The organism is Paeniglutamicibacter cryotolerans (assembly GCF_014190875.1).
GTDB classification, from domain to species: domain Bacteria; phylum Actinomycetota; class Actinomycetes; order Actinomycetales; family Micrococcaceae; genus Paeniglutamicibacter; species Paeniglutamicibacter cryotolerans.
Genome location: NZ_JACHVS010000001.1, coordinates 1,757,860 through 1,780,162, shown reverse-complemented (window position 1 = coordinate 1,780,162; position 22,303 = coordinate 1,757,860). Strand labels below are relative to the sequence as shown.

Sequence of the window (22,303 nt, the reverse complement as noted above, 5' to 3'; positions counted from 1 at the left end):
CCAGATACGAGGACCCCTGCGCGACTCCACCCCGCCCCAACGCAGTCGCTGCGAGTGGCCATCGAATCCGCGGGAGGCACCTGCGCTCCCCTCGATTCCAAGGCCGAGGCCCGGGTTGTCGACTTTCGTTCCCCGCCACGCGGCTTTGCCCGGGCCTTGCGGCGGCAGCCAGGCATCCGCCGGGTCCAACTACCCAGTGCCGGAATCGAGGCTTTCGCCGATTCCATTTCCGAGTTTCCGGCGCTGACGTGGACCAGCGCCAAGGGCGCCTACGCCCGGCCCGTAGCCGAGCACGCGCTGGCCTTGACACTTGCGCTGCTGCGCGACCGGCCACTGCGGGCGCGGTCCACCAGCTGGGGCACATCCTCCGGCACTTCACTGCACGGGCTGCGAGTCCTGGTCATCGGTGCTGGCGGCATCGGGGTGGAGATCCTGCGCCTGCTCAAATGCTTCGACACGACGGTGACCGTCATGCGTCGACGGGAAGAAACGATTCCCGGCGCCGACCGGACCATCACCGGAGCCTCGCTGCACGATGAGCTTCTCGCGCCAGAGGTCGTGATCGTGGCGGCGGCGCTGACTGGCGCAACCCGCCGGTTACTGGGCGTCGCCGAGCTGGCCCTGCTTCCGGGCCACGCGATCATCGTCAACATCGCACGCGGTGGCATGATCGACACGGAAGCCTTGACGAAGTCCCTGCGCGAGGGCATGCTTGCCGGCGCGGCATTGGATGTGACCGACCCCGACCCCCTTCCCGATGGCCACCCTTTATGGGCCCAGCCGCGCGCGCTGATCACTCCGCACAGCGCGGACACGATGGAGATGATCATCCCGCTGCTCGCCGCCCGCGTCCCCGAAAACGTGCTCAGGATGCGTGCCGGCGATCCCCTGACCGGGTTCACCGACATCGAGGCCGGCTACTGAACCACCGGCAGGGCGCTGTCGCGGGGCTCCGCGCCATCGATTAAGATGGAAGGGTCCAAGGACCCCTTTTCGCGCGCATTGGCGTTCGGGGGCCGGATCGCCCCTCTGTGCCACCCCGTCGATGACTGCGAAGTCAGCGTCGGCCTGCCGGTCAACACCTTCACGAAGGACCTTGCATGAGCCCCGCCCCCACCACGGCTTCCTCGGCCGAACGCCGCCTGTTCGAGGGCGATACGGGTTCCTTCGAGCTACCGCTGCGCCAACTGCTCGTGCGCCTGCTGCGCGGCCCCTATCTGGATGGCACAGCCGAACCGCGGCTGTGGCAGCTGCTGCTGGATCGGCGCCGGGACGTCGGTGCCTACGTCGCCGAACTCTTCCTGCTGCTCGAGCTGGACATCGAACGCAAGATAGCACTGCTGGTCCCGGTGGACATCGAGGCCCCGCACACTACCGCCATCGCCCCGCGCAAGCCGCTGCGCCGTGAGGAGACGCTGCTGGCCCTGCGCCTGCGCCTGTTGCTGGACCGGCACGCCGGCACCGGTACGGACGCGGTGGTCTCCCGGGCCGCGGCCCGCGAAATCCTCGAGGAGCACCGCCCTCCGGGCACGGCCGACGACAAGCGGTTGGAGGAGCAGACCGATTCGGCGCTCGCCCGGCTGCTGACGCTGAAGCTGATCCTGCCCACCGAGCTGAGCGACGAATACCGGGTTTCCGGCGCACTGGCCCTGGCCCTGCCCTTCGACGCCATCGAGGAAATCCCCGCCTACATTGCAGCGATCGAGAGGTCGGCAGCCGAGCCGACACTGGATCTGGATGCCGACACCGAAACCGAGGACCTCCCGTGAGCATTGAAATGACGCTGCCCTTCGGCGAGTCGATCAACCCCGGCCAGCACCGGCTCAGCTCGATCCAGGTGATCAACTGGGGCACGTTCCACGGCCGGCACACGCTGTATGTGGACCGCAAGGGCACCCTGCTCACCGGGCACCCGGGCGTGGGCAAGTCCACCCTCTTCGACGGCATCGGACACATCTTCCATGCGGCCCCGCGGCTGAACGAGTCGGCCCACGAGGCCTCCACTCGCAAGGACCGCCGCACCACGTATTCCTACATGCGCGGCCGCCGCTTCAAGACCGAGGCCGGGACCCTGTACCAGCGCCCCGGTGCCACCTGGAGCGCCCTGGCGTTGGTCTTCGAGGACGGGCTGGGCTCCACCACGACCATCGCTGCGCTCTTCGACCTGCCCGCCAACGGGCTCGAGGGCCAGGTCGGCAAGCACTACGTGATCGGCGACAGGGCGCTGGATACGGCTGCACTGGAGCAGCACGGTTCGCGCCGGTTCTCCCCCTCATCGCTGCAGAAGCTGCTGCCGGGCTTCGAGGCATTCGACGTGCACCGCGCGTTCGCCGAGCGCTTCCGCCGCCGGCTGGGCATCGACAACGACAAGGCGTTCTCACTGCTGCGCACGCTGCAGAACGGCAAGGGCCTGGACAAGGGAGTGAACCAGTTCTTCCGCTACGAGGTACTGCAGGTTCCGGCGACGCTCAAGGCCGCCGCCGGAGCAATCGAGGACTTCAGCCACCTGCGCGGAATCCACCGCCAGCTCGAGGACGCCCGCGCCCAGCGCGACGCGCTCGCCCAGGTCCCCGAACGCCATGCCCGGTACAGCGAACTGGGCACCGATCTGGGCCGCATCGAGGTGCTGGCCAATGGCCAGCTGCCACTGCTGCGCGACACGCTGGCTACCCGGCTGCTCTCCACCGAGTCGCTGCGACTGGGCGGGGCGCTCGCTCGCAACGAATCGGCCATCGCCGAGGCCGCTGTCGAGAAGGACGCACTGACCGAGCGCGTCGCCTCGCTGGCCGAACAGCACGACGCCCAGGGCGGGCAAGCGCTGAAGGCACTTGAACGCGAGGCGGCCACGGCCCGCGAACGCCTGGCCGAACGCAGCAACGCACTCGAGTCGCTGAAGGCCGACTTCACCGCCGCCGGGCTGAAGGTGACCTGGTCGGCCTCCGGGCTGCAGGCCTCCCGCCGCCAGGCAGCCGTCTCTGCCGAGTCCCTCGAATCCGTCGCGTCCGACGCCCGGACCATGGAATACGAGGCGATGGCGGCCTCGATGAAGGCCCGCGAGCGCGGCCGCAAGCTGCGCGATGAGATCGAGTCCTATGCCCGGCGCGGATCGAACATCGATGGCTTCTCCGCGGCGGCGCGCCGCGAGATCGCCGCGAGCACCGGCATCCCGATCGAAGAGCTGCCCTTCGCCGGCGAGCTCCTGGACATCGCACCGGGCAACGCCGTCTGGCGTCCTGCGGCCGAAAAGGCGCTGCGAACCCTGGCGACCACGCTGCTGGTGCGCGGGGAGGACCTGAAGAAGGTCACCTCCGCCATCGACGGGCTCGATGGCTTCGGCCGGCTGCGCTGGATCGACATCTCCCGCGAACCGCGCACGGAGAGCGCCGGACCGGCGGACCTGGTCGGGAAGCTGGAGTTCAAGGCCTCGGCCGCCGGGCATTGGCTGCGTGCCAAGATCACCGCCGACTATGCCTTCGCCTGCGTCGAGAAGGACGCCGGCCTGCACATCCACGACAAGGCCATCTCCCGCGCCGGCACGCTGAAGACCGGCCGCGGCACCTTCGAGCGCGACACCCGGTCCGTCGCGGCTGCCGACTATCTGCTGGGCTTCACCAACAGCGAGAAGATCGCCGAGCTGCAGGCCCAGGCCGTCGCGCTCGATGAGAACCAGAAGGCCGCCGAGGCACTGGCCGCCGAACGCAGTGCGGCGAAGGAACAGCTCGGCGCCAAACTGGGCCTGCTTAAGACCCTGGCGGCGGATGACCGCATGTTCACCGCGCTGGATACCGCCATGCAGCAGGGCGCGCTCGATGACCTCGAGACCCGCATCTCCGAGGCGATGAACAGCGGCGGGGACCTGGGCCGGGTGCGCGACGCCTTGGAAACGGCACGCACCGATCTGGAACTGGCAGTGGGCCGACTGGCCGTGCTGCGCAGCGAAACCTCGATGCTGGACCGTTCGGCCAAGGCGGCGCGCACCGCGCTGCGGGCCTCGGAGTCCCGCTCCGAGGGCCGGGCGCCGGATGGCTGGGCCGAGGCAGAACTTGCTGCCCGCCCCGAGCTGGCCCCGCTGCTGGCGCGCATGGAACAGGACGATGAACCCGTCTTGCTGCCCGAGCTCGATGCGGGGGTCGCCGCCATCGCCCTGAAGCTGGGCGAGGCCGGTGCCACCGTGCGGGCCGAGCGCTACACCCTGGAAACGGCGCTCACCGATACCTTCAAGGGCTTCGCCCGGGACTTCGGTGCCGGCACCACGGCGTCGTTCGGCACATCCGTCGATGCCGCCCCGGCCTACGTCGCGCTCTATGAGTCGATCCTCGAGGAGGGCCTGCCGCAACACGAGGAGGAGTTCCGCGAGTACTTCTCCAACCGCTCCTACGAGCGCTTCTCGGACCTGCTCCAGCTGCTCGAGGAGGAACGCCGGGCCATCGGCGAACGCATCCTGCCACTGAACCAGATCCTGGCCGATGTCCCCTTCGAGCACGGCTCGAACCTGCGCCTGGAGGTCCGCACCACGGTGCCCGACGAGGCGCGGGACTTCCGCAGCGCACTGAAGGAGGCCCTGGGCAACGCGTACACCCAGTGCGGGGCCGAGCAGATGAGCGAAAGCTACCGGGCGCTCGAATCGCTGGTCGACGCGCTCGATGACTCCTCGCGCCAGTCCTGGCGCGACACGGTGCTCGACGTGCGCCAGCACGTCACCGTCTCCTGCAACGAGCACAAGCCCAACGGCGAGGTCGAAACCGGGCTGGAACCCGGAACGCTCTCCGGCGGCGAGGGGCAGCGCTTCACCTCCTTCATCATGGGAGCCGCGCTGGCCTACCAGCTGGGCTTCGCCACCCAGGGCTTCACCACCTACGGCACCGTGATGATCGACGAGGCCTTCATCCAGGCGAACTCCGAGTACGCGGCGGCGGGCATCAACGCGCTGCAGGAATTCGGCTTCCAGCTGCTGCTCGCGGCCCCCGAGGACAAGATCGACCTCTGCCGGCATCTGGGTTCGGTCACCGACATCATCAAGCACGCCGGGTCCAACGTCTCGGGCTTCGTGGAGTCGGGCATCTCCCCCGCTGTCGCCACGGACATCATCCTGCGCTGAGCTCACATCCGGGTACCGGGAAACGTCTACGGGGTGTGGAGATGAAAAAACAGCAGGTTGCGCCCTTCGAACGGGTGGTCGCCGAACACGGCGCCGCCGTCCTGCGCGTGTGCAACTCGATCCTCGGGCCGGGCGCCGACGCGCAAGACGCGTGGAGCGAGACGTTCCTGGCCGCACTGTCCGCCTACCCGGACCTGGCACCCGGGGCGAACGTGCAGGGGTGGCTGGTGCGCATCGCCCACAACAAGGCGGTTGACCTGATCAGGGCCGCCTCCCGACGTGCCGTGCCCGCAGCCGAACTCCCGGAAGGCGAATCGGCGATCGGCATTCCCGCCGCGCCCGATGACACCGTCTGGCGGGCACTGGCATCGCTGCCGTTCAAGCAACGCCAAGCCGTCGCCTACCACCACGTGGCAGGCCTTCCCCACGCCGACGTGGCGGCAATCTTGGGTGGAACCCCCACCGCTGCCCGCAAGGCGGCATCGGACGGCATGAAGTCGCTGCGCACGCTGCTGGACCCAAAGGACAGATGATGAATACCGAACCGACACCCCCCCTTCCAACCGGCCCCGCCGGGCCGTTGGAAACCGCCACGCTGGCGTTGCTGCAGGGCCGGCTCGCCGCAAATGCCGCATCCTCCGGACTGCTTGATGTCGCCTACAGGGTGCTTGATACTGCCGTCGGCCCACTGCTGCTGGCAGCCACCGAACGCGGGCTGCTGCGCATCGCCTTCGGCGTCGAGGACCACGACGCCGTCCTTCAATTCCTGGCCGGGAAGATCAGCCCGCGCATCCTGCGGGCCCCGGCCCGCCTCGATGCCGTGGCCCGGGAACTGGACGAGTACCTGGCAGGAAAAAGGACGGCTTTCGACCTGCCGCTGGACCATGCTTTGTCTGCAGGATACCGGCTCGAGGTCCAGGAATACCTGCCGCGCATCGGCTACGGCCAGACGGCAAGCTACGGTCAGATCGCTGCGGCCACCGGCCGGCCCAAGGCGGTGCGGGCCGTCGGCACGGCATGTGCGACCAACCCGCTGCCTCTGGTGGTGCCCTGCCACCGGGTACTGCGCAGCGATGGATCCATGGGTGGGTACCTCGGCGGGACCGAGGCCAAGGCAGCATTGCTCTCGCTCGAACGCCTGCACCTGGCCAAGCGGCCGCGTAGTTAACGCACCTTGTAGGACAGGAAGAGAACGCCGCTTTCAAAGCGGTGCATCTGAAGCGGTTCGAGGTCCAGGTGCAGGTGTTGCGGCAGCCAGGAAAGCCCTCCGCCGATCACCACCGGATGGATGTACTGCCTGATCTCGTCCACGAGCCCGGCCGACAGCGCCTGGCCCGCCAAGGTCGCCCCGCCGATGCCCAGGTCCCCTCGCGCAGCGGATTTCATGCCCTTGACGGCCTCCGGGTCGAAGACCGGCTCCAGCTGGGTGGCTGGCCCTACCGACACGTGGGGGTCCGAGGAATAGACGACCTTGTTGATCCGGCCCCAGATGCGCGCGTAATCCTGCGCGTAGTCCGGACCGTCGCCGAAGAGTTCCGGATCGTCCCAAACCCGCATCGTTTCGTACATGCGCCTACCCAGCAGGTAGGTACCGATGGACGCTTCGCCGTCGTTCACGTGGCGGTGGACTTCCTCGTCGGGCGCCGCGAAATCGAAGTTCCCCCGCTCATCGGCCGCATAGCCGTCCAGCGAGGTACTGGCCTGATAGACCAACCGTCCCATGATGGTCCTTCCCGGGCGCCTGATGCGCCGTCACGTCCCAGCGTAGAACCGGCGGCCGGATGGGTACAGGGGCCCGGGAGGCATCGGGCCGGCTACCAGCTCGGCAGCCCGTCCTCGTCGTCTTCCTCGGCCAACTCCGGCTGGTTTTTCTCTTCCCACTGGGCCCAGGCCTCCGCGTATTCCAGGATTCCTTCCAGCGCCTCTTCCTGGTCGTCGTCCAGCTCGGAAAGTGCGTCCGGGGAATCCATGATCATGCCCAGGGCCGCCGCCGGGTGCTCATCGAAGTAGTCGACCGGGGAGAACTCCGGGTTGAACGTGAGCGCCTTGCTCTGCTCGTAAAGTTCGATGAAACGGTTTGCCGCAGTGGAAACGCGCTCCGCCGCGAGCCCCGTCAGCGAATCATTGAAGGCGGTACTGGTGGCTTCCGCCCACTCTTCAACGAGTTCCTCGGTCATCATGTTGTCTTCGTTGCCCACGGCATCCCCATTCTCTGCAACTGGCTTGTCAGCCATTAATCCTATGGCCAGATCCCGATCAGCGCACGCGCTTTCGTTGTGAAAATGCACTCCAAATGGAGCCGAACGGCCACGGGCGTTATCCACACCGCTGCGTGCTCCTCCGCCGGGCACCTCCGCACGGGCGCAGGCTTCCACCATGAGCATCTACCCAGTCCTTGACCTGCCCTCCCTCCAACGGCTTCACGACGACATCGAAGACGAGGCCGATCCCGCGGAACTCCTCATGTCCCTCTTCCAGGCCGAGGTCGAACTCATCGCCTCGGTCTTCACGCTGGATCCCACCGGGTTCAACCTCGAACCGACGGCCGAACCATCGCCGGCCGCGATCCGGCACTGGGCGAATTTCATGGTGTGCACTCGGGAACGGGTGGCGCACTTCCACCGTCTCCAGATGGCACTTGACCTACGCGGCAAGGATGTACGCAGGGCCCGGAGGCTGTCGCCACACACCGGTTCACTGGTGACCGTCGAGCTGCCCGATTGGTGCCGAGCCGGCGCACCTACCCTGCCCGGCGGTTCGCTCAGTCTGGCGTGAGCGCCTCAGTCGTGCAGCTGGTGTTCGTGGTTCGAGTGGCTTTGGCCCTCGATCTGGAAGGTCGAATGTTCGATACTGACCTCGAAGTGTCCCGCCACACAGGCTTGGAGCTCATCGAGCATCCGTGCTGCCCGGCCGTCATGGAACGCCGAGTCGTCGACCACCACATGCGCCGAAAGCACCGGGAGGTTCGAGGCGATCTGGCTGGCATGCAGGTCATGGACGGAGAGCACCATCGGGTGCGCCAACAGGTGCGTGCGCACATCGTCCAGGTCCAGACCGCGCGGAGTGGACTCAAGCAGGATATGGCCCGTCTCCCCCAACAACTTCAAGGCGCGGGGAATGATCAGCGCGGCGATCAACATGGCGGCGATGGAGTCGGCCTGCATCCATCCGGTCAGTGAAATGACGATTGCCGAAATGATCACGGCCACCGAACCGAGCGCGTCGTTGAGCACTTCGAGGAAAGCGGCGCGCATGTTCAAGTTTTCGTTCCGCCCCGAGGCAAGAATCAGCATCGATGCGAGGTTGCCCACCAGCCCGATGACGCCGAAGACCAGCAGCCCTCCGGAAGAGACCTCGGCCGGGGAGAAAAGGCGGCGGGTACCGTCGATGAACGCGTAAACCCCGACGCCTAGCAGCAGGGCCGACTGCAGCGTTGCGGAGAGGACCTCGGCCCGCCTGAATCCCCAGGTACGCTTGGGTGTGGGGCGGCGCATGACCAGTGTTGCTGCGGTCAGGGCCAGCAGGAGCCCGGTGGTGTCGGTGAGCATGTGGGCGGCATCGACCAGCAGTGCCAGCGAGTTGGTGAGGATCGCCCCGATGATCTCCGCAACGAGGATGATCGCCGTGATGGCGAAGGCCCAAGCCAGCTTCCTGCGGTTGGCTGTTGCTGCCCCGTGGTCGTGGTCGTGTCCCATCAGCGCTCTCCGTCCGAACCGTGTCGTTCGCTCCAACCATGGGAACCTGCATCCGTTCCATCGGTACCAGTCAACACAGCGGCGGCCAAGAGCACCGCCGAGAGCCCCTCGGCATCGGCCAGGAAATACAACGAGGCCCGACCGGCCGGGCGCGAGGAAACCAAACCGCATTCACGCAGGCAGGAAAGGTGCGCGCTGACTGTGCTCTGGGCCAGGCCCAGGTGATCGGTCAGCTCCTTGACCTTATGCTCACCGGTGCGCAGGTGTTCGAGGATCAGCAACCTGGTCGGATCGGCGAGTCCGTGGAAGAGCGCTGCCGCCGTTGCTCCGGGTGCTGCCGGATTCCGACTCTCTATCATCGTCATATAACGATGATATCGCTGGTTTCAGTTATATACAATGGATCTGACACCACGGCACGAGGGAGGATCCCATGGACGCGCTTTTCGGCGACGACCTATTGCCCAGGCACCGGCGCACCATCGCTCCGGGCGCCGTACACCTCCCCGGATGGCTCGATACCCGCCAACAGTCCTGGCTCACCGAGCAATTCCGGATCTGGGCCGCCGGACCGGTCCCCGCCCGCGCCGCCATCATCGGAGGGCACCCGATGAGTGTTCGCACCGTCTGCCTCGGCTGGCACTGGCGCCCCTACGCATACTCCCGCGAGGCCCTCGATGTGAACGGAAACCGAGTCCTGGAATTCCCCGACTGGCTAGCCGAGCTGGGCCGCCGTGCCGTAGCCGACGCCTACCCGGATCGGGATCCCGCAGCCGAATACGCGCCCGACGCGGCGCTGGCCAACTACTACGACGAGGAAGCGAAAATGGGCATGCATCAGGACCGCGATGAGCTCTCCCTCGAACCGGTGGTTTCGCTCTCCCTCGGCGACACCGGGCTGTTCCGCTTCGGCAACTCGGAGAACCGCAACCGCCCACACACCGACCTGGAACTGCGCTCCGGGGACCTGTTCGTCTTCGGCGGCCCGTCGCGGCTGGCCTACCACGGTGTTACCCGAATCCTTCCGGGCACCGCCCCGGCCGATTGTGGACTGGAATGCGGCCGCATCAATATCACCCTGCGCGTCACCGGAATGGCAGAATCAAATCCATGAACGAACCACCCGAGGGCACAGTGACCTGCGACGACGGACTCGCACGCCCGATCTGGGCCAGCGTCGATCCGCAGCTACGCGAATACTACGACACCGAGTGGGGCATGCCGGTACGCGACGAGCGCGGCCTGTTCGAACGGATCAGCCTCGAGGCATTCCAGTCGGGACTCTCCTGGGCCACCATCCTGCGAAAGCGTGAGAACTTCAGGGCCGCGTTCGAGCACTTCGACCCGGAAACCGTCGCCGACTTCACCGAATCCGATATCGAGGCTTTACTGATGGATGCTGGAATCATCAGGAACCGAGCCAAGATCAGGGCCACCATCGCCAACGCGAGGGCCACCCTCGAGCTACGCGGCGATGGCGGGCTCGTCGACTTCGTCTGGGGCTTCCAACCCGGGGATACCCCACGCCCGCGCACCATGGACGAGGTCCCCACCACCTCACCCGAATCACTTGCCCTGTCCAAGGCACTGAAAAAACGCGGTTTCAGCTTTGTTGGGCCCACGACCATGTTCGCCCTCATGGAGGCCATCGGGATCATCGACACCCACCTGCTGGGTAGCCACCGCCGCGGAACCTCGGGTGTCTGGCCGGCATGAGTCGGTTCGCGCTCAAAGTCAACGGCCATCTGGATCCCGGGCACATCCTCTCCGTGCTTGCCGTCCATGCCCTGCCCGGCATGGACATCCAGGACCCGTCGCTGGGCACGCATACCAGTCCCATTGCCCTGGCTTCGGGCCATCACCTAGTCACTCTCGGATTCACCCCCAACGAGGTGCTCGTGGATTGCCCGAGTTCCAATGCAGCCGACAGAAGCGAACTGGGCGCCAGGATCACCGACTGGCTCGACCTGGCCACCGACCTGACTCCTATCCAAGCCCTGCTTGGAGCCGATGCGGTGCTGGCGCCGTTGATTTCGAGCCACCCCTGGCGTCGCCTGACCGGCTACCTTGACGGCTTCGAGGCTGCCTGCGCCACGGTGTTGGGTCAGCATGTGTCGCTGGCGGCGGCACGCACCTTCGGCTCCCGCCTTTTGCAGGCCTTCGGCGAGCAGGGGCCCGGGGGGTCGGTTCCTCTACCCCACGGCGCAACGGCTGACCGAAGCCTCCCCCGGGGAAATTCGAGAGATAGTGGGGCTGACCGGTTCCAGGGCCCGCACACTCCACGCGGTGGCCACCGTCTTCGCCTCCCGGCGTCCGGGGACCGGGCCGAAATGCCCCTTGACCCGATCCGAGCTGCTTACGCTGCCCGGGGTGGGACCATGGACAGCCGACTACTTGCAGACACGGGCCATGGGCGACAAGAACGGACTCGCCGCCGGAGACCTAGTGCTGCGCGGGGCACTGGGTGGGATCACCGAAAGGGCAGCGCGGGATCGCGCTCTGGCATGGTGCCCCTACCGCGCCTATGCGTTGGCACACCTGTCGGTGGCGCTAGACGCCGGCGGACACTGCCGCCCACAGGTAGCGAAAATGCCCGCCGGGACCCCCAGGCCCAATTTATTCTCCGCCGGAACAGCAGGGAACTCCGACTCCAGTCGGGCATGGACGGAATCAGACGACTTCTACGAGTCGGAAGCCGGAAACGCCTCAATCCTTAAGTCCGTCACCGAGGGCGAGGTTCCAGCCACTTGGGGTAACAAGTGCCAGAACGCCACTGGAACCGCCACCAGCACACCGGCCAGGTGCACCGCCAAGGGCGCACTTCCGTCCATCACCGTTGCCGACACCCGCCCACTTTCCGGCGGTTGGACCATCAATGGCAGGGCTTCGGCTTCCAGCTCAGGCACCGGCAGCTTTGCCGGCGGTGCCCTGGGCTGGAGTCCGCATGCCGTCATTTCCTCCGGCATCACCCTCACTACGGGCCCCGCGGTGGAAGCCGTCCGAATCCCGGACCTTGGCACACATGAACGCCGAGGGCAGCGCCACCGTCAGGGCCGGGCTGAGCCTACTCATCCCAACGGGCACCTCCCCCGGGCAGTACGCCTCGACGCTGACGATCACCGTCATCAGCCAGTAGTATTCCGGAACCAGGAAAGCCGGCCCTTTCGAACGGATGGTATCCATTCGAAAGTGCCGACTTTCCGCATGTCATGCCAGAAGTATCAAGGCTCAGGCCTCGGGGAAGATCTTCCCGATGTCCGTCTTCTTTTCGGCCTGGAACGTCTCCTCGGCCCGGCCGAAGGCCCAGTAGGCGGAGAGCGATAGTTCCCGACGATCCACTTGGCGGTCCTCGGTGAAGTAGCCGCGCAGCGACTTCATGACCTCGCGTTCCCCATGGACGAAGACCTTGACGTTTCCTTCCAGCCAATCCCCGGAGCGGATTTCGTCAGCGAGCATCGTGCAATCCGGGGTAAACGGCCCACCTCGGTGGATCCACTGCACAGATACCCCGGCGGGGGCGCCCAGCTCGATCTCGTCGCCGGGCCCCGAAACTTCAATATAGACGCGACCGATCGTCTCGGGTGCCATTGCCTCGATCGCCTCGGCGATGGCGGGAATGGCAGTGTCATCGCCCGCGAGCAGGTGCCAGTCGTAGGACGGGTCCGGCGTGTACATCCCCCCGGGACCGGAGAAACAGAGCAGGTCGCCCAGCTCGGCATTCTGAGCCCACGGACCCGCTATTCCCTGATCCCCGTGCACCACGAAGTCGATCTGCAGCGTTCCAGCCTCCGGATCGACGTGGCGCAACGTATAGGTACGGCGCACTGGGAAGTCCTCCGGAGCCAGCTGCTCGCGAAGCGCATCAAGGTCAAAGGGCGGAACGAGCCCGAGCTCGGGCTTCGCGAAAAGGATCTTGACGTAGCGGTCAGTCGCTGGCTTGTCCCGGAGGTCAGCGAATCCCGGACCACCGAAGGTCAACCGCACCATGTGCTCGCTGAGTTGTTCCCGGGCCAAGACCTCGAGGACCACCTGCGGACGCACGGCCTTGGCCGTTGTTCCAACACTCACGAATGCACGCTCTTTCACTCGGGTGCCACACTGCATTAGGCCACATGGCGATGCCTTAATCCAAGCCGATGCAAGCAGTCGATGCAAACCCGTGAAGCACACAACCGTTGGGGATGTCAGTCCAGCTTGGTTCCGTCCCAGCTGCTCACGACCCAGCCCTTGGACATCGAACCCTCCAGCGCAAGCACCCCGGCGTTGGACAGGGGCGCGGTCCGGATGAAATCCAGCGAGACGTTGCTCGCCATGGCCCGGGTCCAGACCATGAGCATGGCACCGTGACTGACCACGGTGGCCGCGCCCGGATCCTGGGCCTCCAATTCCTCGATCACCGAGGTGAACCGCCGGAGAGCCGCACTGCCTGATTCCCCACCCGGCAGGCGGGCCGCAAGATCCCCGGTGAGCCAACGCATGAACACCGAGTAATAAGCGAGCAGCGATTCCTTGTCGTTACGCATTTCCAGCTCCCCCGCCGCCAGCTCGCGCAACCCGTCACGCTCATTGAGCGCCAGCTTCCTAGTAGTTGCCAGCGGCTCGGCAGTCATCCGGGCCCGGATCAGCGGTGAGGCATAGAGCGAGCCGACCTCCTCGTTCTCCAGCCGATTCACCAGGCCGGCGGCCTGAAGCAGCCCCGTCTCGTCCAACGGTGCCCCCGGCGCCGCAGTATCCAACGCTCCCATGACATTGGAGGGCGTCTGTCCGTGCCTGATCATCAGCAGCTTCATGCCCCATGCTAATCACATTCCGATTTCAGTTAGACTGGTACTGCTTCACGACAAGCGATCATGAACGGGCTCCGACCCGATCGCAGGCCAACCCCACGACTCACGGGTGGCTCGGATGACGAAGCGGCCCGGCGCAAACGCGCCGCGCAAGAGCGATCCGAAAGGACCGGCAATGACCACCGGACACACACTTCCCCACCTTGCCACTCCCTGCGTTTCCTTCGATCCCGGGCACGGGATCAGCCCGGAACGGTTGAGCACTGCCCGGGCCGATGCCGCAGCATGGAAGCTCGCGTTCGTTTCCTGCGGGACTCCGGTAGAACCCATCAACATTCGCACTACCCAGGGTTCCAGCCATTACACGGTCCACGACCCGTTGCCATTGATCGAACTCATCCGGGTCACTGGCGGACTACCCGGCAAGGTCACCTGGAATCCGGAAGCGGGCATCCTCGGCGTCCTGAATAATCCACGGATCCGCGCTGGCTACAGGTACTTCAGCATGACTGCCAGCACCCTGAATTCCTGCACATTGGATCACGAACCGGAGCTGGCCGCCGATTTCGCGTCGGTCATAGGGGCTTTTGGACTGCCCTACTACGAGCGGAACACCGGCTCTTCGGCATAGCGGGCCAGTTCGGCGCGATGCTCGGGGCTCAGCCGCAAGAGCCGCTGGTCGGCAACGGAGAAGAAGGCAAGTGTCGTGGCCGCCTTCACGCAGATACCGCCGTCTACCGGGTCGTGGAATTCATAGCAGATGTCGAAGCTGGCCGGTTTCATCGCGCCAATCCACACATCGACCTGAGCCGGGACATTGCGGTAGTCAAGCGGCTTGAGGTAACGCACGCGGTGCTCGACGACTAGGATCTGGGTACCATCGGGGACAGTGGAAAACAGGTCGACCATCGGATCCATACCCGGCTTACCGGTCCCGCCCGGGACTCCGAAACCGGCAATGCGGGCCTCTTCCATCATCCGCACGAGGTTCACGTTGTTGATGTGCCCATAGGCGTCCATGTCTCCCCAGCGCATGGGTACGGCAACGCGGATCCGTTGGCCTTCCATTTAGTCCGCCCCTATCGTTGTTTCGTTTTCGATGATCCCCAGGCGTTCGAGCTGGGCAGCGATACGCGAGCCATCGGGCTCATAGACCCACGGAACACCGGGGGTCGAATTCAGCAGGCCCAGGGTACGGCCACCGGCAAGCACCGCCTCCGACGGGGTCAGCTGCCGGATCACGATGGCCAGCACATGCCCGGGGTAACGTCGCGCGAACTCGGCATACAAAACGGGATCGTGTTGCCCGTCATCACCGATCAGCAACCATTTAATGCCGGGGAACTCGACGGCTAAACGCCGCAGCTGATCTGCCTTGTGCTGCATGCCGGAGCGGAACCAGCGAACCTCCGTCGGACCCCAGTCGGTCAACAGCAGAGCGCCTTCTGGATACAGGTTGCGCGAGAGGAATCGGGTGAGCGTCTGGGCAACATTCCAGGCCCCGGTGGAAAGGTAGAGCGTTGGCGCTCCGGGACGCGAACGCATCACCCGTTCCATCATCACAGCCATGCCGGGGGTGGCCACACGGGCATGCTCGGAGAGCACGAAGGAATTCCAGGCGGCAAGAAGCGGGCGCGGCAGTGCAGTGACAACCACAGTGTCATCCACGTCGGAGAGCATGCCGAAGTCGGCATGTGAATCGACCATGAAAACCTGGGACGTCACGGGCGCCGACCCCTCGGTGGACAGCGTCACTCGATGCCACCCCGGGGAAAGACTTGCTGCGACGCGGACATCGAGCACTCCTCCACGATCCGCAGCAACGTCATAGCGGCTCCCGCCCACTTCCACGCGGACCTTGCCGCCGGCGACCGGCGGGGAGATGAAGTTGCGCCACCCCCGCACCCCGTCGGCAATGACCTTCGCCCTGTGCTGGCCGTCTTCAAAGACACCGGGACGTGCCATGACCACCCGGGAGAAGATGCGAATCCAACCATCCGCTTCCGAGCTCAGTCCATAACCCTTATAGGGCAGGATGGTGGCGACCCACCCGCGTTCGCGCGCGCGGCGCTCACGATGGGCGTGCCAGGCATCTTCGACCCGCGCAGCAAAATGCCGCGCCCGACGCACTGTGTAATCTACTGGCATGCGCCCAGTCTTTCACGTGGATACCCCACAGAAGGATTCACGACTCCCATTGGCAGTTCTCTACGTCATGTAGAACAATAGGTAAATGATGATCGAACACGACACTGACCAGCCAGTCCTCGTCTTAACCAACGAGCAGTCCTGGAAGCTTCTGGAGCACACGGCACACGGCAGACTTGCCACCTCGGCAGCCGGCAGCATCGATATCTTCCCAGTGAACTACGCGGCCGCTAACGGCTTCCTCTACCTGCGCACCACCCCGGGCAAAAAGCTCGCTGCCATGACAGTGAACCCACAGGTGGCATTCGAGGCAGACGGCATCCTTTCCGACGAGGCATGGTCGGTGGTGGTGCACGGCACAGCCGAGGTGCTGCAGCTCGAAGCCGATATCGAGGCAGCCCGCGCCTCCGGCGTGACACCATGGATCCCCACCACGAAGGAATCCTGGGTCCGCATTACCCCGGCAGACATTTCCGGCCGCCACTTCCGTCTTGGCCCTCAGCCTGAACTTTTGGATGCCACTAACTAATCACTCTTCACAGGGCCCCTATGTTGTCGAAGACCGTGTGCGTCCACGTGGATTTCCAGCAGCAGACATAAAAGACGGCTTCACCCCTGCTTCTCTTGGGAAGCAGGGGTGAAGCCATGCATGCCGGATTGCGGTGATCCCATTGGGGTGATGTCATATGCCGGGCGGAGGCGGCGCGGTGGAGCGGTAAGTCGCTCCGGTCGGGGTGGTCGTTTCCACCGCATGCCTCGCCCCGGGCACGGTGATGGTGGACCAGCCGGGGGTTTCCTTGGTCAAGTTGCACGCCTTGCAACAGCCCTGGCCGTTGGCCTGGGTGGTCAGCCCGCCCAGGGCCCAGCCGAACACGTGGTCGATGTCCCGGATCCTTGCGTTGCAGCCCGGGGTGCGGCAGCACCTGTCCCGGGCCGTGATGAAGCGGGCGAGCCCGGCCGGGAAGAGCCGGCGCCTGGAATCCATTCCGATCAGTTCTCCTGCATGCGGAGCGGTGTAGAGGCGCCGGATCCATCGTTCTGCAACCGCTTCCCCGTTGACGGCGTCGGGTCCATGAATCATGGCCCGGGCCCAGTCCGCGGGGACCGTCCCGTATCCGGTGAGATGCGCCGGTTCCCGACTGCCGCGAAAGAGCGTTCGTTCGCTCATGACCAGGTTGATCTCCACCCGCGGGACAGTGGTGCGGGTGCCGGTGAGCAGAGAGCAGAACTCGTCGGTGCGCAACTGGATACGGGTGCGGCCCTGGGCAGCGCCCGTGGCGGTGAGGGAATCGGCCAGATCGTCCAGGACCTGGTTGATCAGCAGTCCCGCCTCCACTGGAATCATCCCGGTGACCTTCATCATCGCATCAGGTGCCGGGTAGATGGCCAGGTGGCGCTGACCTCGGGCGGTTTCGGCCCGTGCGAGCGGGTCGCGGGGGTCCAGTTCCTGTGCCAGCGCCCGTACCCGGTTGCCCAGGGCCTTGACGCCTTCGCCAGTGAACAGCCCCGGGTCCTCGTTGAGTCGCTCATCGGCTCGGGTTCGGGCCGCTGGAGTGAGCTTGCGGAGGTGGTGGGCGATGACCATGGCCTGCTCCTCGGTGATGCTCCCCTGGGTGAAGCGGTCCATGGTGGAAGGCAGGTCATCGGTGAGGATGCGCGAGCACTTGAGGTGTCTGCGCCCTTCGGCCGGTGCCTCGTGGCGGGCCAAGGCGATTTCGGTGCCAATGCCTCGACCCTGGGCCGCCTTTTTCAGGCCGGCCCGGGCGTGGCGGGTGCGGCGGGCGGTGTCCAGGGCGGCGGCAGTGCGGGCTTCGAGGGCGGCCAGAGCCGCCTTGGCACGTTCGGTGGTGGTGAGCAGCTCGATGAGTTCGCGTTCACTTCCGCAGGGGGCGAGGGTAGCCACGCTGATGGCGAAGGCGGTGATGTGGGTGCGTTCGCGGCCCAGGGGCGTGCTCCCGGGGTCCTTCCCTTGAAGGTCCCTCCGGTTCGCTACCCTGGTGTTGGCTTCCTCGACCATGGAACAAGCCTATGACCGGGCACCGACGTTTTGGATGGAAGGGTGAGCGCCTCAAAGCAAAACCTTTCATCTCGCAAAAATACAGGTCAGTTAGGTTTTATCGAGTTTTCCACAGGCTGTGAGGGTGGGTTGACGGGGCGTTGCTGGCATGCTCGCTCGCATGAACCCCGGACCCGTCCAATCTTTCACCCGGCGACGGATTCGGGCACCTTCTTGTTCGGCGCACCTTTTACGGCACGGCTTTCAGCGAAACGGTCCTTAGGATGCCCCCGTGGCGTCCAGGCCATGGTAGTTTCGTCGAGGACGAGCTCCGCACACCTCTTCACCAGCGCGGGGTTGAGGAAACGCATCCTGGACACCACTCCAAGTCGCCGCGTTACCTAGGCGACTTGGAGGAGAGTAGCGTCAAGGAGTTGGTGAGGACGGCATGGGCCGGGGTCAGCGGAAGGCGGGGATCCCGGTGAGCTTATTCCCCAGGATCAACGTGTGCACCTCATCGGTCCCCTCGTAGGTGCGCACCGACTCCAGGTTGTTCGCATGGCGCAGCGGCGAATACTCCAGCGTGATCCCGTTCCCGCCCAGGATCGTGCGTGCCTCGCGGCAGATCGCGATGGCCTCGCGGCAGTTGTTCAGCTTCCCCACCGAAATCTGGTGGATCTGCAACGAGCCGGCATCCTTCAACCGGCCCAGATGCAGCGCCAGCAGGAAGCCCTTGTTGATCTCCACCGCCATGTCCACCAGCTTCTGCTGGGTCAGCTGATACCCGGCCAGCGGCTTATCGAACTGCAGGCGCTGCCGCGAATAGGCCAGCGCGTCTTCGAACGCGTCCCGCGCCGCGCCCATCGCCCCCCAGATGATCCCGTAGCGGGCCTCGTTCAGGCAGGAGAACGGGCCCTTGAGCCCGACCACGTCCGGCAGCACCGCCGAGGCTGGCAGACGTACCTCCGCGAGTTCGATGTCGCACTGGATCGAGGCCCGCATCGAGAGCTTCGGTTCGATGGGACTCGCTGTGAAACCGGGGGTATCAGTCGGGACCAGGAAGCCGCGCACTCCCTGTTCGGTCATCGCCCAGATCACCGCAACCTGGGCGACGCTGGCCAACCCGATCCAGCGCTTGGACCCGTTGAGCACCCAGTCCGACCCGTCGCGGCGGGCAAAGGTCTTCATCGCCGACGGGTCCGATCCTGCGGTCGGCTCGGTGAGCCCGAAGCAGCCGATGAGCTCCCCGGCGGCCATGCCCGGCAGCCACCGCTGCTTCTGCTCCTCCGAGCCATGCTTGTGGATCGCGCTCATCGCCAGCGAACCCTGCACCGAGACGAAGGTGCGCAACCCCGAATCCCCCGCCTCCAGCTCCGCGCCGGCCAGTCCATACTCCACCGCCGAGCGCCCGGCGCAGCCGTAACCCTGCAGGTGCATCCCCAAAAGACCCAGCTTTCCCAGCTCCGGGACGATCTCCAACGGGAAGTGCGCATCCTCGTACCAGCGGGCGATGTTTGGCTTGATCTCCGCACGCACGAAGGAGCGCACCGTATCGCGCAGCGCGAGCTCTTCCTCGGTGAGCAGGGAATCGAAGTCGATCAAATCCGAGGGCTCGACCGCGCTCAGGGCTGTGGCTGTCATGGGGTGCGTCCTTTGGTTGTTGGTGCGTCGGACCTGGATGCCGTCATGGTCCAACCGTACGGTCCGGTGCGGCGCGCGTCATTGGGCATTAAGCACGGAAGGCTGCTCGGTATTGGATAATCTAACCCATGATCTCCCTGCTGCAGCTCTGCGACGACCTCGGCGAGGCCCTGGCTCCGGCCCCCGGGGTGCGGGTCTCGGCCCGTCCCCTGACCGGTGTCCATGTTTCCGAGCTGGAGGATCCAACGCCGTATCTGGAGGGTGGGGAACTGCTCCTGACTACCGGGATGCCGTTCGCCGCCTCGGCCGATCTGGCCCACGCATTCATGGCCCGGCTCGGGGCCCGCGGAGTGTACGCTGCCGGGCTCGGCTTGGGTCCGTGGCTGAGGACGGTGCCCGGGTATGTGCTCGAAGCCAGCACCGCGGCCGGGGTTGAACTGGTCATCGTTCCTGACGGCGTACCATTCCAGGCGGTGTCCCGCGCGTACTGGCGCCTGGCATCCCGGGACCACCAGGCGAACCTGATGGATTCGCTCGGCACCCAGACCGCTCTCGCCCGTGCCGCGATGCGCCCCGACGCCACCGCGTCGGTGGTCCGCGGGCTGGCCCAGGCGCTCGGCGGGTGGGCCGCCTACCTTCCGGCCGACGGCGGTGCCGAAACCTTGTGGCCAGCCAGCGCCTCGGCGATGGTCCCACACCTGCGCACCGAGACGCTGCGCTTCAACCGCGGTGGAACCCACAGCGCGGCCACCTTCGAAATCCATGGGCAGCAGGTGGTGGCCTATCCGATCCTGCTCGGAAACCGCACACACGGCTTCCTGAGCATCGGCAGTGGACGCACGCTGACCAAAGCCGACCGACAGGTGATCCTGACGGTGTCGACGTTGCTGGCACTCAAGGCCCGGCAACGCCAAGTGATGGCGGGAACCACTGCGGCGCTCGGTGGCGCAACGGCGAAGCTGCTGCTGCACGGGCAGTGCGCTGCCGCCCACATGGTGGCAGAGGAGGTGGGGCTGGGTGGTTTGCCGGAGCGGGTGCGGCTGCTCGGAATCCGGTTGGAACCCGGGGACGATGCCGAACTCGCAGCCCGCGCCGTGGGCAGGTTGCCGAGGGACCCCGGCCTGCCGGATCTGGAGGAAGCTGTCGCTGCCTGTTTCCTGCGCCACGAACTGGACGGGGTGCTGTTCCTGATCCTGACCGCAGGAGCCGAGCCGGTGGCGGGAGAGGCCGTGGCCCGAACGCTGGAGGAGGCCGAACAGGAGCCGTCCGCGGCGCCGGTTCCGCCCGAGGATCCCACCCCGTCGCTGGCCGCGGTGCTGAGCGGTCCGCTGGGGCTCGAGGAGCTCCCCGGCCACCTCGCCGCCATCGGGCAGGCCGCGCTTCGGGCGGCACCGGGCCGGGTCGCAGCCGCGCAGGAGAACATGGAGGTGCGGGCGCGCACGTGGGCCGGGCAGCTGGCTGGATATCGGCGCGCCGACCTCATCGGGACCGTCACCGCCTACCTGCGCCACCGCGGGACCTGGGAGGGGGCGGCGCGGGAACTCGGAGTGCACCGAAATTCGCTGCGCCACCGCATCTCGGTGGTGCAATCGCTGCTCGGGGTGGATCTGGACGATCCCGATGTCGCGGCGCACCTGTGGCTGGCACTGCGGTCATCGACGGCGTAAGTCAGCCGTCCGCCAGCCAGGTGCGCACCGCTTCGGTGTGTTGGCCCAGCTGCGGCGGAGCCTTCGTGGGCGCATCGAGCGCCGGCGTCCAGCTGATCGGGTGGCGCAGCTGGCGCCCGACCACCGCCCCGGACGCGTCATGGACCTCGATGACCGGATCCAGGCCGAGCTCCCGGGCGTAGGCGATGCCGTCGTCTATGCCCCCGACCTTGCCCGCGGGAACGCCGACGCCACGCAACCGCCGATGCCAGTTCGCCGTTGCGTCGGCGGCGAGGGCCGCCTCCAGCAGCGGGATCAGCTCGCTGCGGTGCGCGACCCGGTCGGCGTTCGTGGCGAAGCGAGGGTCAGCGGCCAGCGCGGGGACCTCTAGTTCGGCCGTGAGCCGGGCGAACTGGCCGTCGTTGCCGCAAGCCACTGCCAGCTGGCCATCGGCACAGTCCAGCAGCTGGTAGGGGACGATCGAGGGATGCTCGTTGCCCATGCGCCCGGCCACCATGCCGGCCCCCAGATAGGCCTGGCCCTGGTTGGCCAGCGCACCCTGCAGCGAGGACAGGAGGTTGACCTCCAGACGCGCTCCGTTGCCGGTCTGGGTGCGGGAGTTCAGCGCCGCGAGGATGCCGATGGTGGCGTCCTTCGCCGTGAGCACGTCCACCAGCGCGACGCCGGCCTTGGTGGGGGCGCCCGCCGCGTCACCGGTGATGGACATCAGCCCACCCAGGGCTTGGACGATGAAGTCGTAGCCGGGCAGGGACGCCCCGGCAGCCGAGCCGAAACCGGAAATCGAGGCATAGATCAGTCCGGGATTCTGCGCCTGTAGCTGCTCGTAGCCGAGACCGAGTTTTTCCATGACCCAGGGCATGAAGTTCTCCACCAGCACGTCCGCCCGCAGCGCCAGTTCCCGCGCGTGTGCCAGGTCCGCCGGGTCGCGCAGATCGAGGGCGACCGATTCCTTGTTCCGGTTCACCGATTCGAAGTAGGTCGAACCGGTGGCGGAGAACGGCGGGCCCCAGGCGCGGGTGTCGTCCCCGGTGCCGGGCCGTTCGACCTTGATCACCCGGGCGCCGAGGTCGGCCAGGGTCATCGTGCACAGCGGACCGGCGAGCACCCGGGAGAAATCGGCCACCAGGATTCCGTCCAGGGGGCTGATCCCGGGTACGGGCTGCTTCTCTTCCATGTCTGCTCGGGGCCTTTCGGTGGGTACTGGAAGTCCCCACTGTATGCCAGCCCACCCCCACGGCAGGTGGGCGTTTCATCCAAAGGTCCAGATGAAA

Annotated in this window: 24 protein-coding genes and 1 riboswitch; of the genes, 12 read left to right on the top strand and 12 right to left on the bottom strand. The window is 66.2% G+C overall.

Annotated elements, in window-relative coordinates; genetic code table 11:
- Positions 1-54 precede the first annotated feature (54 nt).
- The 5 genes from E9229_RS08390 (at position 55) to E9229_RS08370 (ending at position 6,266) form a co-directional block, all read left to right on the top strand.
- Complete coding sequence (locus E9229_RS08390; RefSeq protein ID WP_183510772.1) at positions 55-924, top strand: NAD(P)-dependent oxidoreductase; 870 nt, start codon at positions 55-57, stop codon at positions 922-924.
- A 176-nt stretch (positions 925-1,100) separates the two neighbouring features.
- On the top strand, positions 1,101-1,769 hold the full coding sequence (locus E9229_RS08385; protein ID WP_183510771.1) for a DUF4194 domain-containing protein: 669 nt from the start codon (positions 1,101-1,103) through the stop codon (positions 1,767-1,769).
- The gene (locus E9229_RS08380; RefSeq protein ID WP_183510770.1) at positions 1,766-5,098 is read left to right on the top strand and encodes an ATP-binding protein; all 3,333 of its coding nucleotides are present in this window, start codon (positions 1,766-1,768) and stop codon (positions 5,096-5,098) included. The genes E9229_RS08385 and E9229_RS08380 overlap by 4 nt, the downstream gene beginning before the upstream one ends.
- 41 nt (positions 5,099-5,139) lie before the next feature.
- The gene (locus E9229_RS08375; RefSeq protein WP_183510769.1) at positions 5,140-5,631 is read left to right on the top strand and encodes an RNA polymerase sigma factor; all 492 of its coding nucleotides are present in this window, start codon (positions 5,140-5,142) and stop codon (positions 5,629-5,631) included.
- A complete protein-coding gene (locus E9229_RS08370; protein WP_221184410.1) occupies positions 5,628-6,266 on the top strand; it encodes a methylated-DNA--[protein]-cysteine S-methyltransferase in 639 nt (212 codons plus the stop codon). The genes E9229_RS08375 and E9229_RS08370 overlap by 4 nt, the downstream gene beginning before the upstream one ends.
- Here the strand turns inward: E9229_RS08370 and E9229_RS08365 are convergent.
- Both E9229_RS08365 and E9229_RS08360 read right to left on the bottom strand, forming a co-directional pair.
- Entirely contained in the window at positions 6,263-6,820 is a 558-nt protein-coding gene (locus E9229_RS08365; protein ID WP_183510768.1) for a dihydrofolate reductase family protein, read from the bottom strand. The genes E9229_RS08370 and E9229_RS08365 overlap by 4 nt on opposite strands.
- A gap of 92 nt (positions 6,821-6,912) precedes the next feature.
- Entirely contained in the window at positions 6,913-7,332 is a 420-nt protein-coding gene (locus E9229_RS08360; RefSeq protein WP_183510767.1) for a hypothetical protein, read from the bottom strand.
- 142 nt (positions 7,333-7,474) lie between these two features.
- Between E9229_RS08360 and E9229_RS08355 the strand changes: the two genes are divergently transcribed.
- Positions 7,475-7,873: a hypothetical protein gene (locus tag E9229_RS08355; protein WP_183510766.1), complete on the top strand. Its 399-nt coding sequence runs from the start codon at positions 7,475-7,477 to the stop codon at positions 7,871-7,873.
- 5 nt (positions 7,874-7,878) lie between these two features.
- On the opposite strand, the gene E9229_RS08350 is transcribed toward E9229_RS08355, so the two are convergent.
- Positions 7,879-8,793 (bottom strand): cation diffusion facilitator family transporter, encoded by a 915-nt coding sequence (locus E9229_RS08350; RefSeq protein WP_183510765.1) that lies wholly within the window; start codon positions 8,791-8,793, stop codon positions 7,879-7,881.
- A complete protein-coding gene (locus E9229_RS08345; RefSeq protein WP_183510764.1) occupies positions 8,793-9,158 on the bottom strand; it encodes an ArsR/SmtB family transcription factor in 366 nt (121 codons plus the stop codon). The genes E9229_RS08350 and E9229_RS08345 overlap by 1 nt, the downstream gene beginning before the upstream one ends.
- 68 nt (positions 9,159-9,226) lie before the next feature.
- Here E9229_RS08345 and E9229_RS08340 point away from each other — a divergent pair, with 68 nt between their 5' ends.
- Genes E9229_RS08340 through E9229_RS20050 form a run of 3 tightly spaced genes read left to right on the top strand, consistent with a single transcriptional unit; the run spans position 9,227 to position 11,510 of the window.
- Positions 9,227-9,907 carry an alpha-ketoglutarate-dependent dioxygenase AlkB family protein gene (locus E9229_RS08340; RefSeq protein ID WP_183510763.1) on the top strand — a complete coding sequence of 227 codons (681 nt, stop codon included), beginning with the start codon at positions 9,227-9,229 and terminating at the stop codon, positions 9,905-9,907.
- On the top strand, positions 9,904-10,509 hold the full coding sequence (locus E9229_RS19330; protein WP_246380430.1) for a DNA-3-methyladenine glycosylase I: 606 nt from the start codon (positions 9,904-9,906) through the stop codon (positions 10,507-10,509). Before E9229_RS08340 ends, E9229_RS19330 begins: the two co-directional genes overlap by 4 nt.
- Positions 10,506-11,510, top strand: coding sequence for an AlkA N-terminal domain-containing protein (locus tag E9229_RS20050; RefSeq protein ID WP_183510762.1), 1,005 nt, complete (start codon positions 10,506-10,508; stop codon positions 11,508-11,510). Before E9229_RS19330 ends, E9229_RS20050 begins: the two co-directional genes overlap by 4 nt.
- Positions 11,511-11,691: 181 nt before the next feature.
- Here E9229_RS20050 and E9229_RS08325 read toward each other — a convergent pair whose 3' ends face one another.
- The 3 genes from E9229_RS08325 to E9229_RS08315 all read right to left on the bottom strand — a co-directional run bounded on the left by E9229_RS08325 (position 11,692) and on the right by E9229_RS08315 (position 13,583).
- A complete protein-coding gene (locus E9229_RS08325; RefSeq protein ID WP_183510761.1) occupies positions 11,692-11,976 on the bottom strand; it encodes a hypothetical protein in 285 nt (94 codons plus the stop codon).
- Positions 11,977-12,021: 45 nt separating this feature from the next.
- On the bottom strand, positions 12,022-12,861 hold the full coding sequence (locus E9229_RS08320) for a siderophore-interacting protein (protein WP_312855637.1): 840 nt from the start codon (positions 12,859-12,861) through the stop codon (positions 12,022-12,024).
- Positions 12,862-12,977: 116 nt separating this feature from the next.
- Entirely contained in the window at positions 12,978-13,583 is a 606-nt protein-coding gene (locus E9229_RS08315) for a histidine phosphatase family protein (protein WP_183510759.1), read from the bottom strand.
- A 43-nt stretch (positions 13,584-13,626) separates the two neighbouring features.
- Positions 13,627-13,742: riboswitch (SAM riboswitch) on the top strand.
- A gap of 13 nt (positions 13,743-13,755) precedes the next feature.
- On the opposite strand from E9229_RS08315, the gene E9229_RS08310 reads away from it, so the two are divergent.
- Positions 13,756-14,211 carry a hypothetical protein gene (locus E9229_RS08310; protein WP_183510757.1) on the top strand — a complete coding sequence of 152 codons (456 nt, stop codon included), beginning with the start codon at positions 13,756-13,758 and terminating at the stop codon, positions 14,209-14,211.
- On the opposite strand, the gene E9229_RS08305 is transcribed toward E9229_RS08310, so the two are convergent.
- Positions 14,181-14,648 (bottom strand): acyl-CoA thioesterase, encoded by a 468-nt coding sequence (locus tag E9229_RS08305; protein WP_183510756.1) that lies wholly within the window; start codon positions 14,646-14,648, stop codon positions 14,181-14,183. The genes E9229_RS08310 and E9229_RS08305 overlap by 31 nt on opposite strands.
- Positions 14,649-15,728, bottom strand: coding sequence for an App1 family protein (locus tag E9229_RS08300; protein ID WP_183510755.1), 1,080 nt, complete (start codon positions 15,726-15,728; stop codon positions 14,649-14,651).
- Positions 15,729-15,813: 85 nt separating this feature from the next.
- Between E9229_RS08300 and E9229_RS08295 the strand changes: the two genes are divergently transcribed.
- A complete protein-coding gene (locus tag E9229_RS08295) occupies positions 15,814-16,257 on the top strand; it encodes a pyridoxamine 5'-phosphate oxidase family protein (protein ID WP_183510754.1) in 444 nt (147 codons plus the stop codon).
- A gap of 153 nt (positions 16,258-16,410) precedes the next feature.
- Here the strand turns inward: E9229_RS08295 and E9229_RS08290 are convergent, their stop codons facing one another.
- Together E9229_RS08290 and E9229_RS08285 are read right to left on the bottom strand one after the other, a co-directional pair.
- Positions 16,411-17,745: an HNH endonuclease gene (locus E9229_RS08290; protein ID WP_183510753.1), complete on the bottom strand. Its 1,335-nt coding sequence runs from the start codon at positions 17,743-17,745 to the stop codon at positions 16,411-16,413.
- Between the two features lie 438 nt (positions 17,746-18,183).
- Positions 18,184-19,365: an acyl-CoA dehydrogenase family protein gene (locus E9229_RS08285; protein ID WP_183510752.1), complete on the bottom strand. Its 1,182-nt coding sequence runs from the start codon at positions 19,363-19,365 to the stop codon at positions 18,184-18,186.
- Between the two features lie 128 nt (positions 19,366-19,493).
- Here E9229_RS08285 and E9229_RS08280 point away from each other — a divergent pair, with 128 nt between their 5' ends.
- Positions 19,494-21,032 (top strand): PucR family transcriptional regulator, encoded by a 1,539-nt coding sequence (locus E9229_RS08280; protein ID WP_183510751.1) that lies wholly within the window; start codon positions 19,494-19,496, stop codon positions 21,030-21,032.
- A gap of 1 nt (position 21,033) precedes the next feature.
- Here E9229_RS08280 and E9229_RS08275 read toward each other — a convergent pair whose 3' ends face one another.
- Positions 21,034-22,206: a CaiB/BaiF CoA transferase family protein gene (locus E9229_RS08275; protein ID WP_183510750.1), complete on the bottom strand. Its 1,173-nt coding sequence runs from the start codon at positions 22,204-22,206 to the stop codon at positions 21,034-21,036.
- Between the last annotated feature and the right edge of the window lie 97 nt (positions 22,207-22,303).

What these genes read in the sequence shown, in the direction of transcription:
- E9229_RS08305 (WP_183510756.1), bottom strand. Translation starts at nt 14,648, where the DNA reads ATGGAAGGCCAACGGATCCGCGTTGCCGTACCCATGCGCTGGGGAGAC.
- E9229_RS08290 (WP_183510753.1), bottom strand. Translation starts at nt 17,745, where the DNA reads ATGGTCGAGGAAGCCAACACCAGGGTAGCGAACCGGAGGGACCTTCAA.
- E9229_RS08325 (WP_183510761.1), bottom strand. Translation starts at nt 11,976, where the DNA reads ATGGATACCATCCGTTCGAAAGGGCCGGCTTTCCTGGTTCCGGAATAC.
- E9229_RS08355 (WP_183510766.1), top strand. Translation starts at nt 7,475, where the DNA reads ATGAGCATCTACCCAGTCCTTGACCTGCCCTCCCTCCAACGGCTTCAC.
- E9229_RS08295 (WP_183510754.1), top strand. Translation starts at nt 15,814, where the DNA reads ATGATGATCGAACACGACACTGACCAGCCAGTCCTCGTCTTAACCAAC.
- E9229_RS08310 (WP_183510757.1), top strand. Translation starts at nt 13,756, where the DNA reads ATGACCACCGGACACACACTTCCCCACCTTGCCACTCCCTGCGTTTCC.
- E9229_RS08315 (WP_183510759.1), bottom strand. Translation starts at nt 13,583, where the DNA reads ATGAAGCTGCTGATGATCAGGCACGGACAGACGCCCTCCAATGTCATG.
- E9229_RS08385 (WP_183510771.1), top strand. Translation starts at nt 1,101, where the DNA reads ATGAGCCCCGCCCCCACCACGGCTTCCTCGGCCGAACGCCGCCTGTTC.
- E9229_RS08345 (WP_183510764.1), bottom strand. Translation starts at nt 9,158, where the DNA reads ATGACGATGATAGAGAGTCGGAATCCGGCAGCACCCGGAGCAACGGCG.
- E9229_RS08375 (WP_183510769.1), top strand. Translation starts at nt 5,140, where the DNA reads ATGAAAAAACAGCAGGTTGCGCCCTTCGAACGGGTGGTCGCCGAACAC.
- E9229_RS08275 (WP_183510750.1), bottom strand. Translation starts at nt 22,206, where the DNA reads ATGGAAGAGAAGCAGCCCGTACCCGGGATCAGCCCCCTGGACGGAATC.
- E9229_RS08340 (WP_183510763.1), top strand. Translation starts at nt 9,227, where the DNA reads ATGGACGCGCTTTTCGGCGACGACCTATTGCCCAGGCACCGGCGCACC.
- E9229_RS08365 (WP_183510768.1), bottom strand. Translation starts at nt 6,820, where the DNA reads ATGGGACGGTTGGTCTATCAGGCCAGTACCTCGCTGGACGGCTATGCG.
- E9229_RS08300 (WP_183510755.1), bottom strand. Translation starts at nt 15,728, where the DNA reads ATGCCAGTAGATTACACAGTGCGTCGGGCGCGGCATTTTGCTGCGCGG.
- E9229_RS19330 (WP_246380430.1), top strand. Translation starts at nt 9,904, where the DNA reads ATGAACGAACCACCCGAGGGCACAGTGACCTGCGACGACGGACTCGCA.
- E9229_RS08360 (WP_183510767.1), bottom strand. Translation starts at nt 7,332, where the DNA reads ATGGCTGACAAGCCAGTTGCAGAGAATGGGGATGCCGTGGGCAACGAA.
- E9229_RS08350 (WP_183510765.1), bottom strand. Translation starts at nt 8,793, where the DNA reads ATGGGACACGACCACGACCACGGGGCAGCAACAGCCAACCGCAGGAAG.
- E9229_RS08370 (WP_221184410.1), top strand. Translation starts at nt 5,628, where the DNA reads ATGATGAATACCGAACCGACACCCCCCCTTCCAACCGGCCCCGCCGGG.
- E9229_RS08285 (WP_183510752.1), bottom strand. Translation starts at nt 19,365, where the DNA reads ATGACAGCCACAGCCCTGAGCGCGGTCGAGCCCTCGGATTTGATCGAC.
- E9229_RS20050 (WP_183510762.1), top strand. Translation starts at nt 10,506, where the DNA reads ATGAGTCGGTTCGCGCTCAAAGTCAACGGCCATCTGGATCCCGGGCAC.
- E9229_RS08280 (WP_183510751.1), top strand. Translation starts at nt 19,494, where the DNA reads ATGATCTCCCTGCTGCAGCTCTGCGACGACCTCGGCGAGGCCCTGGCT.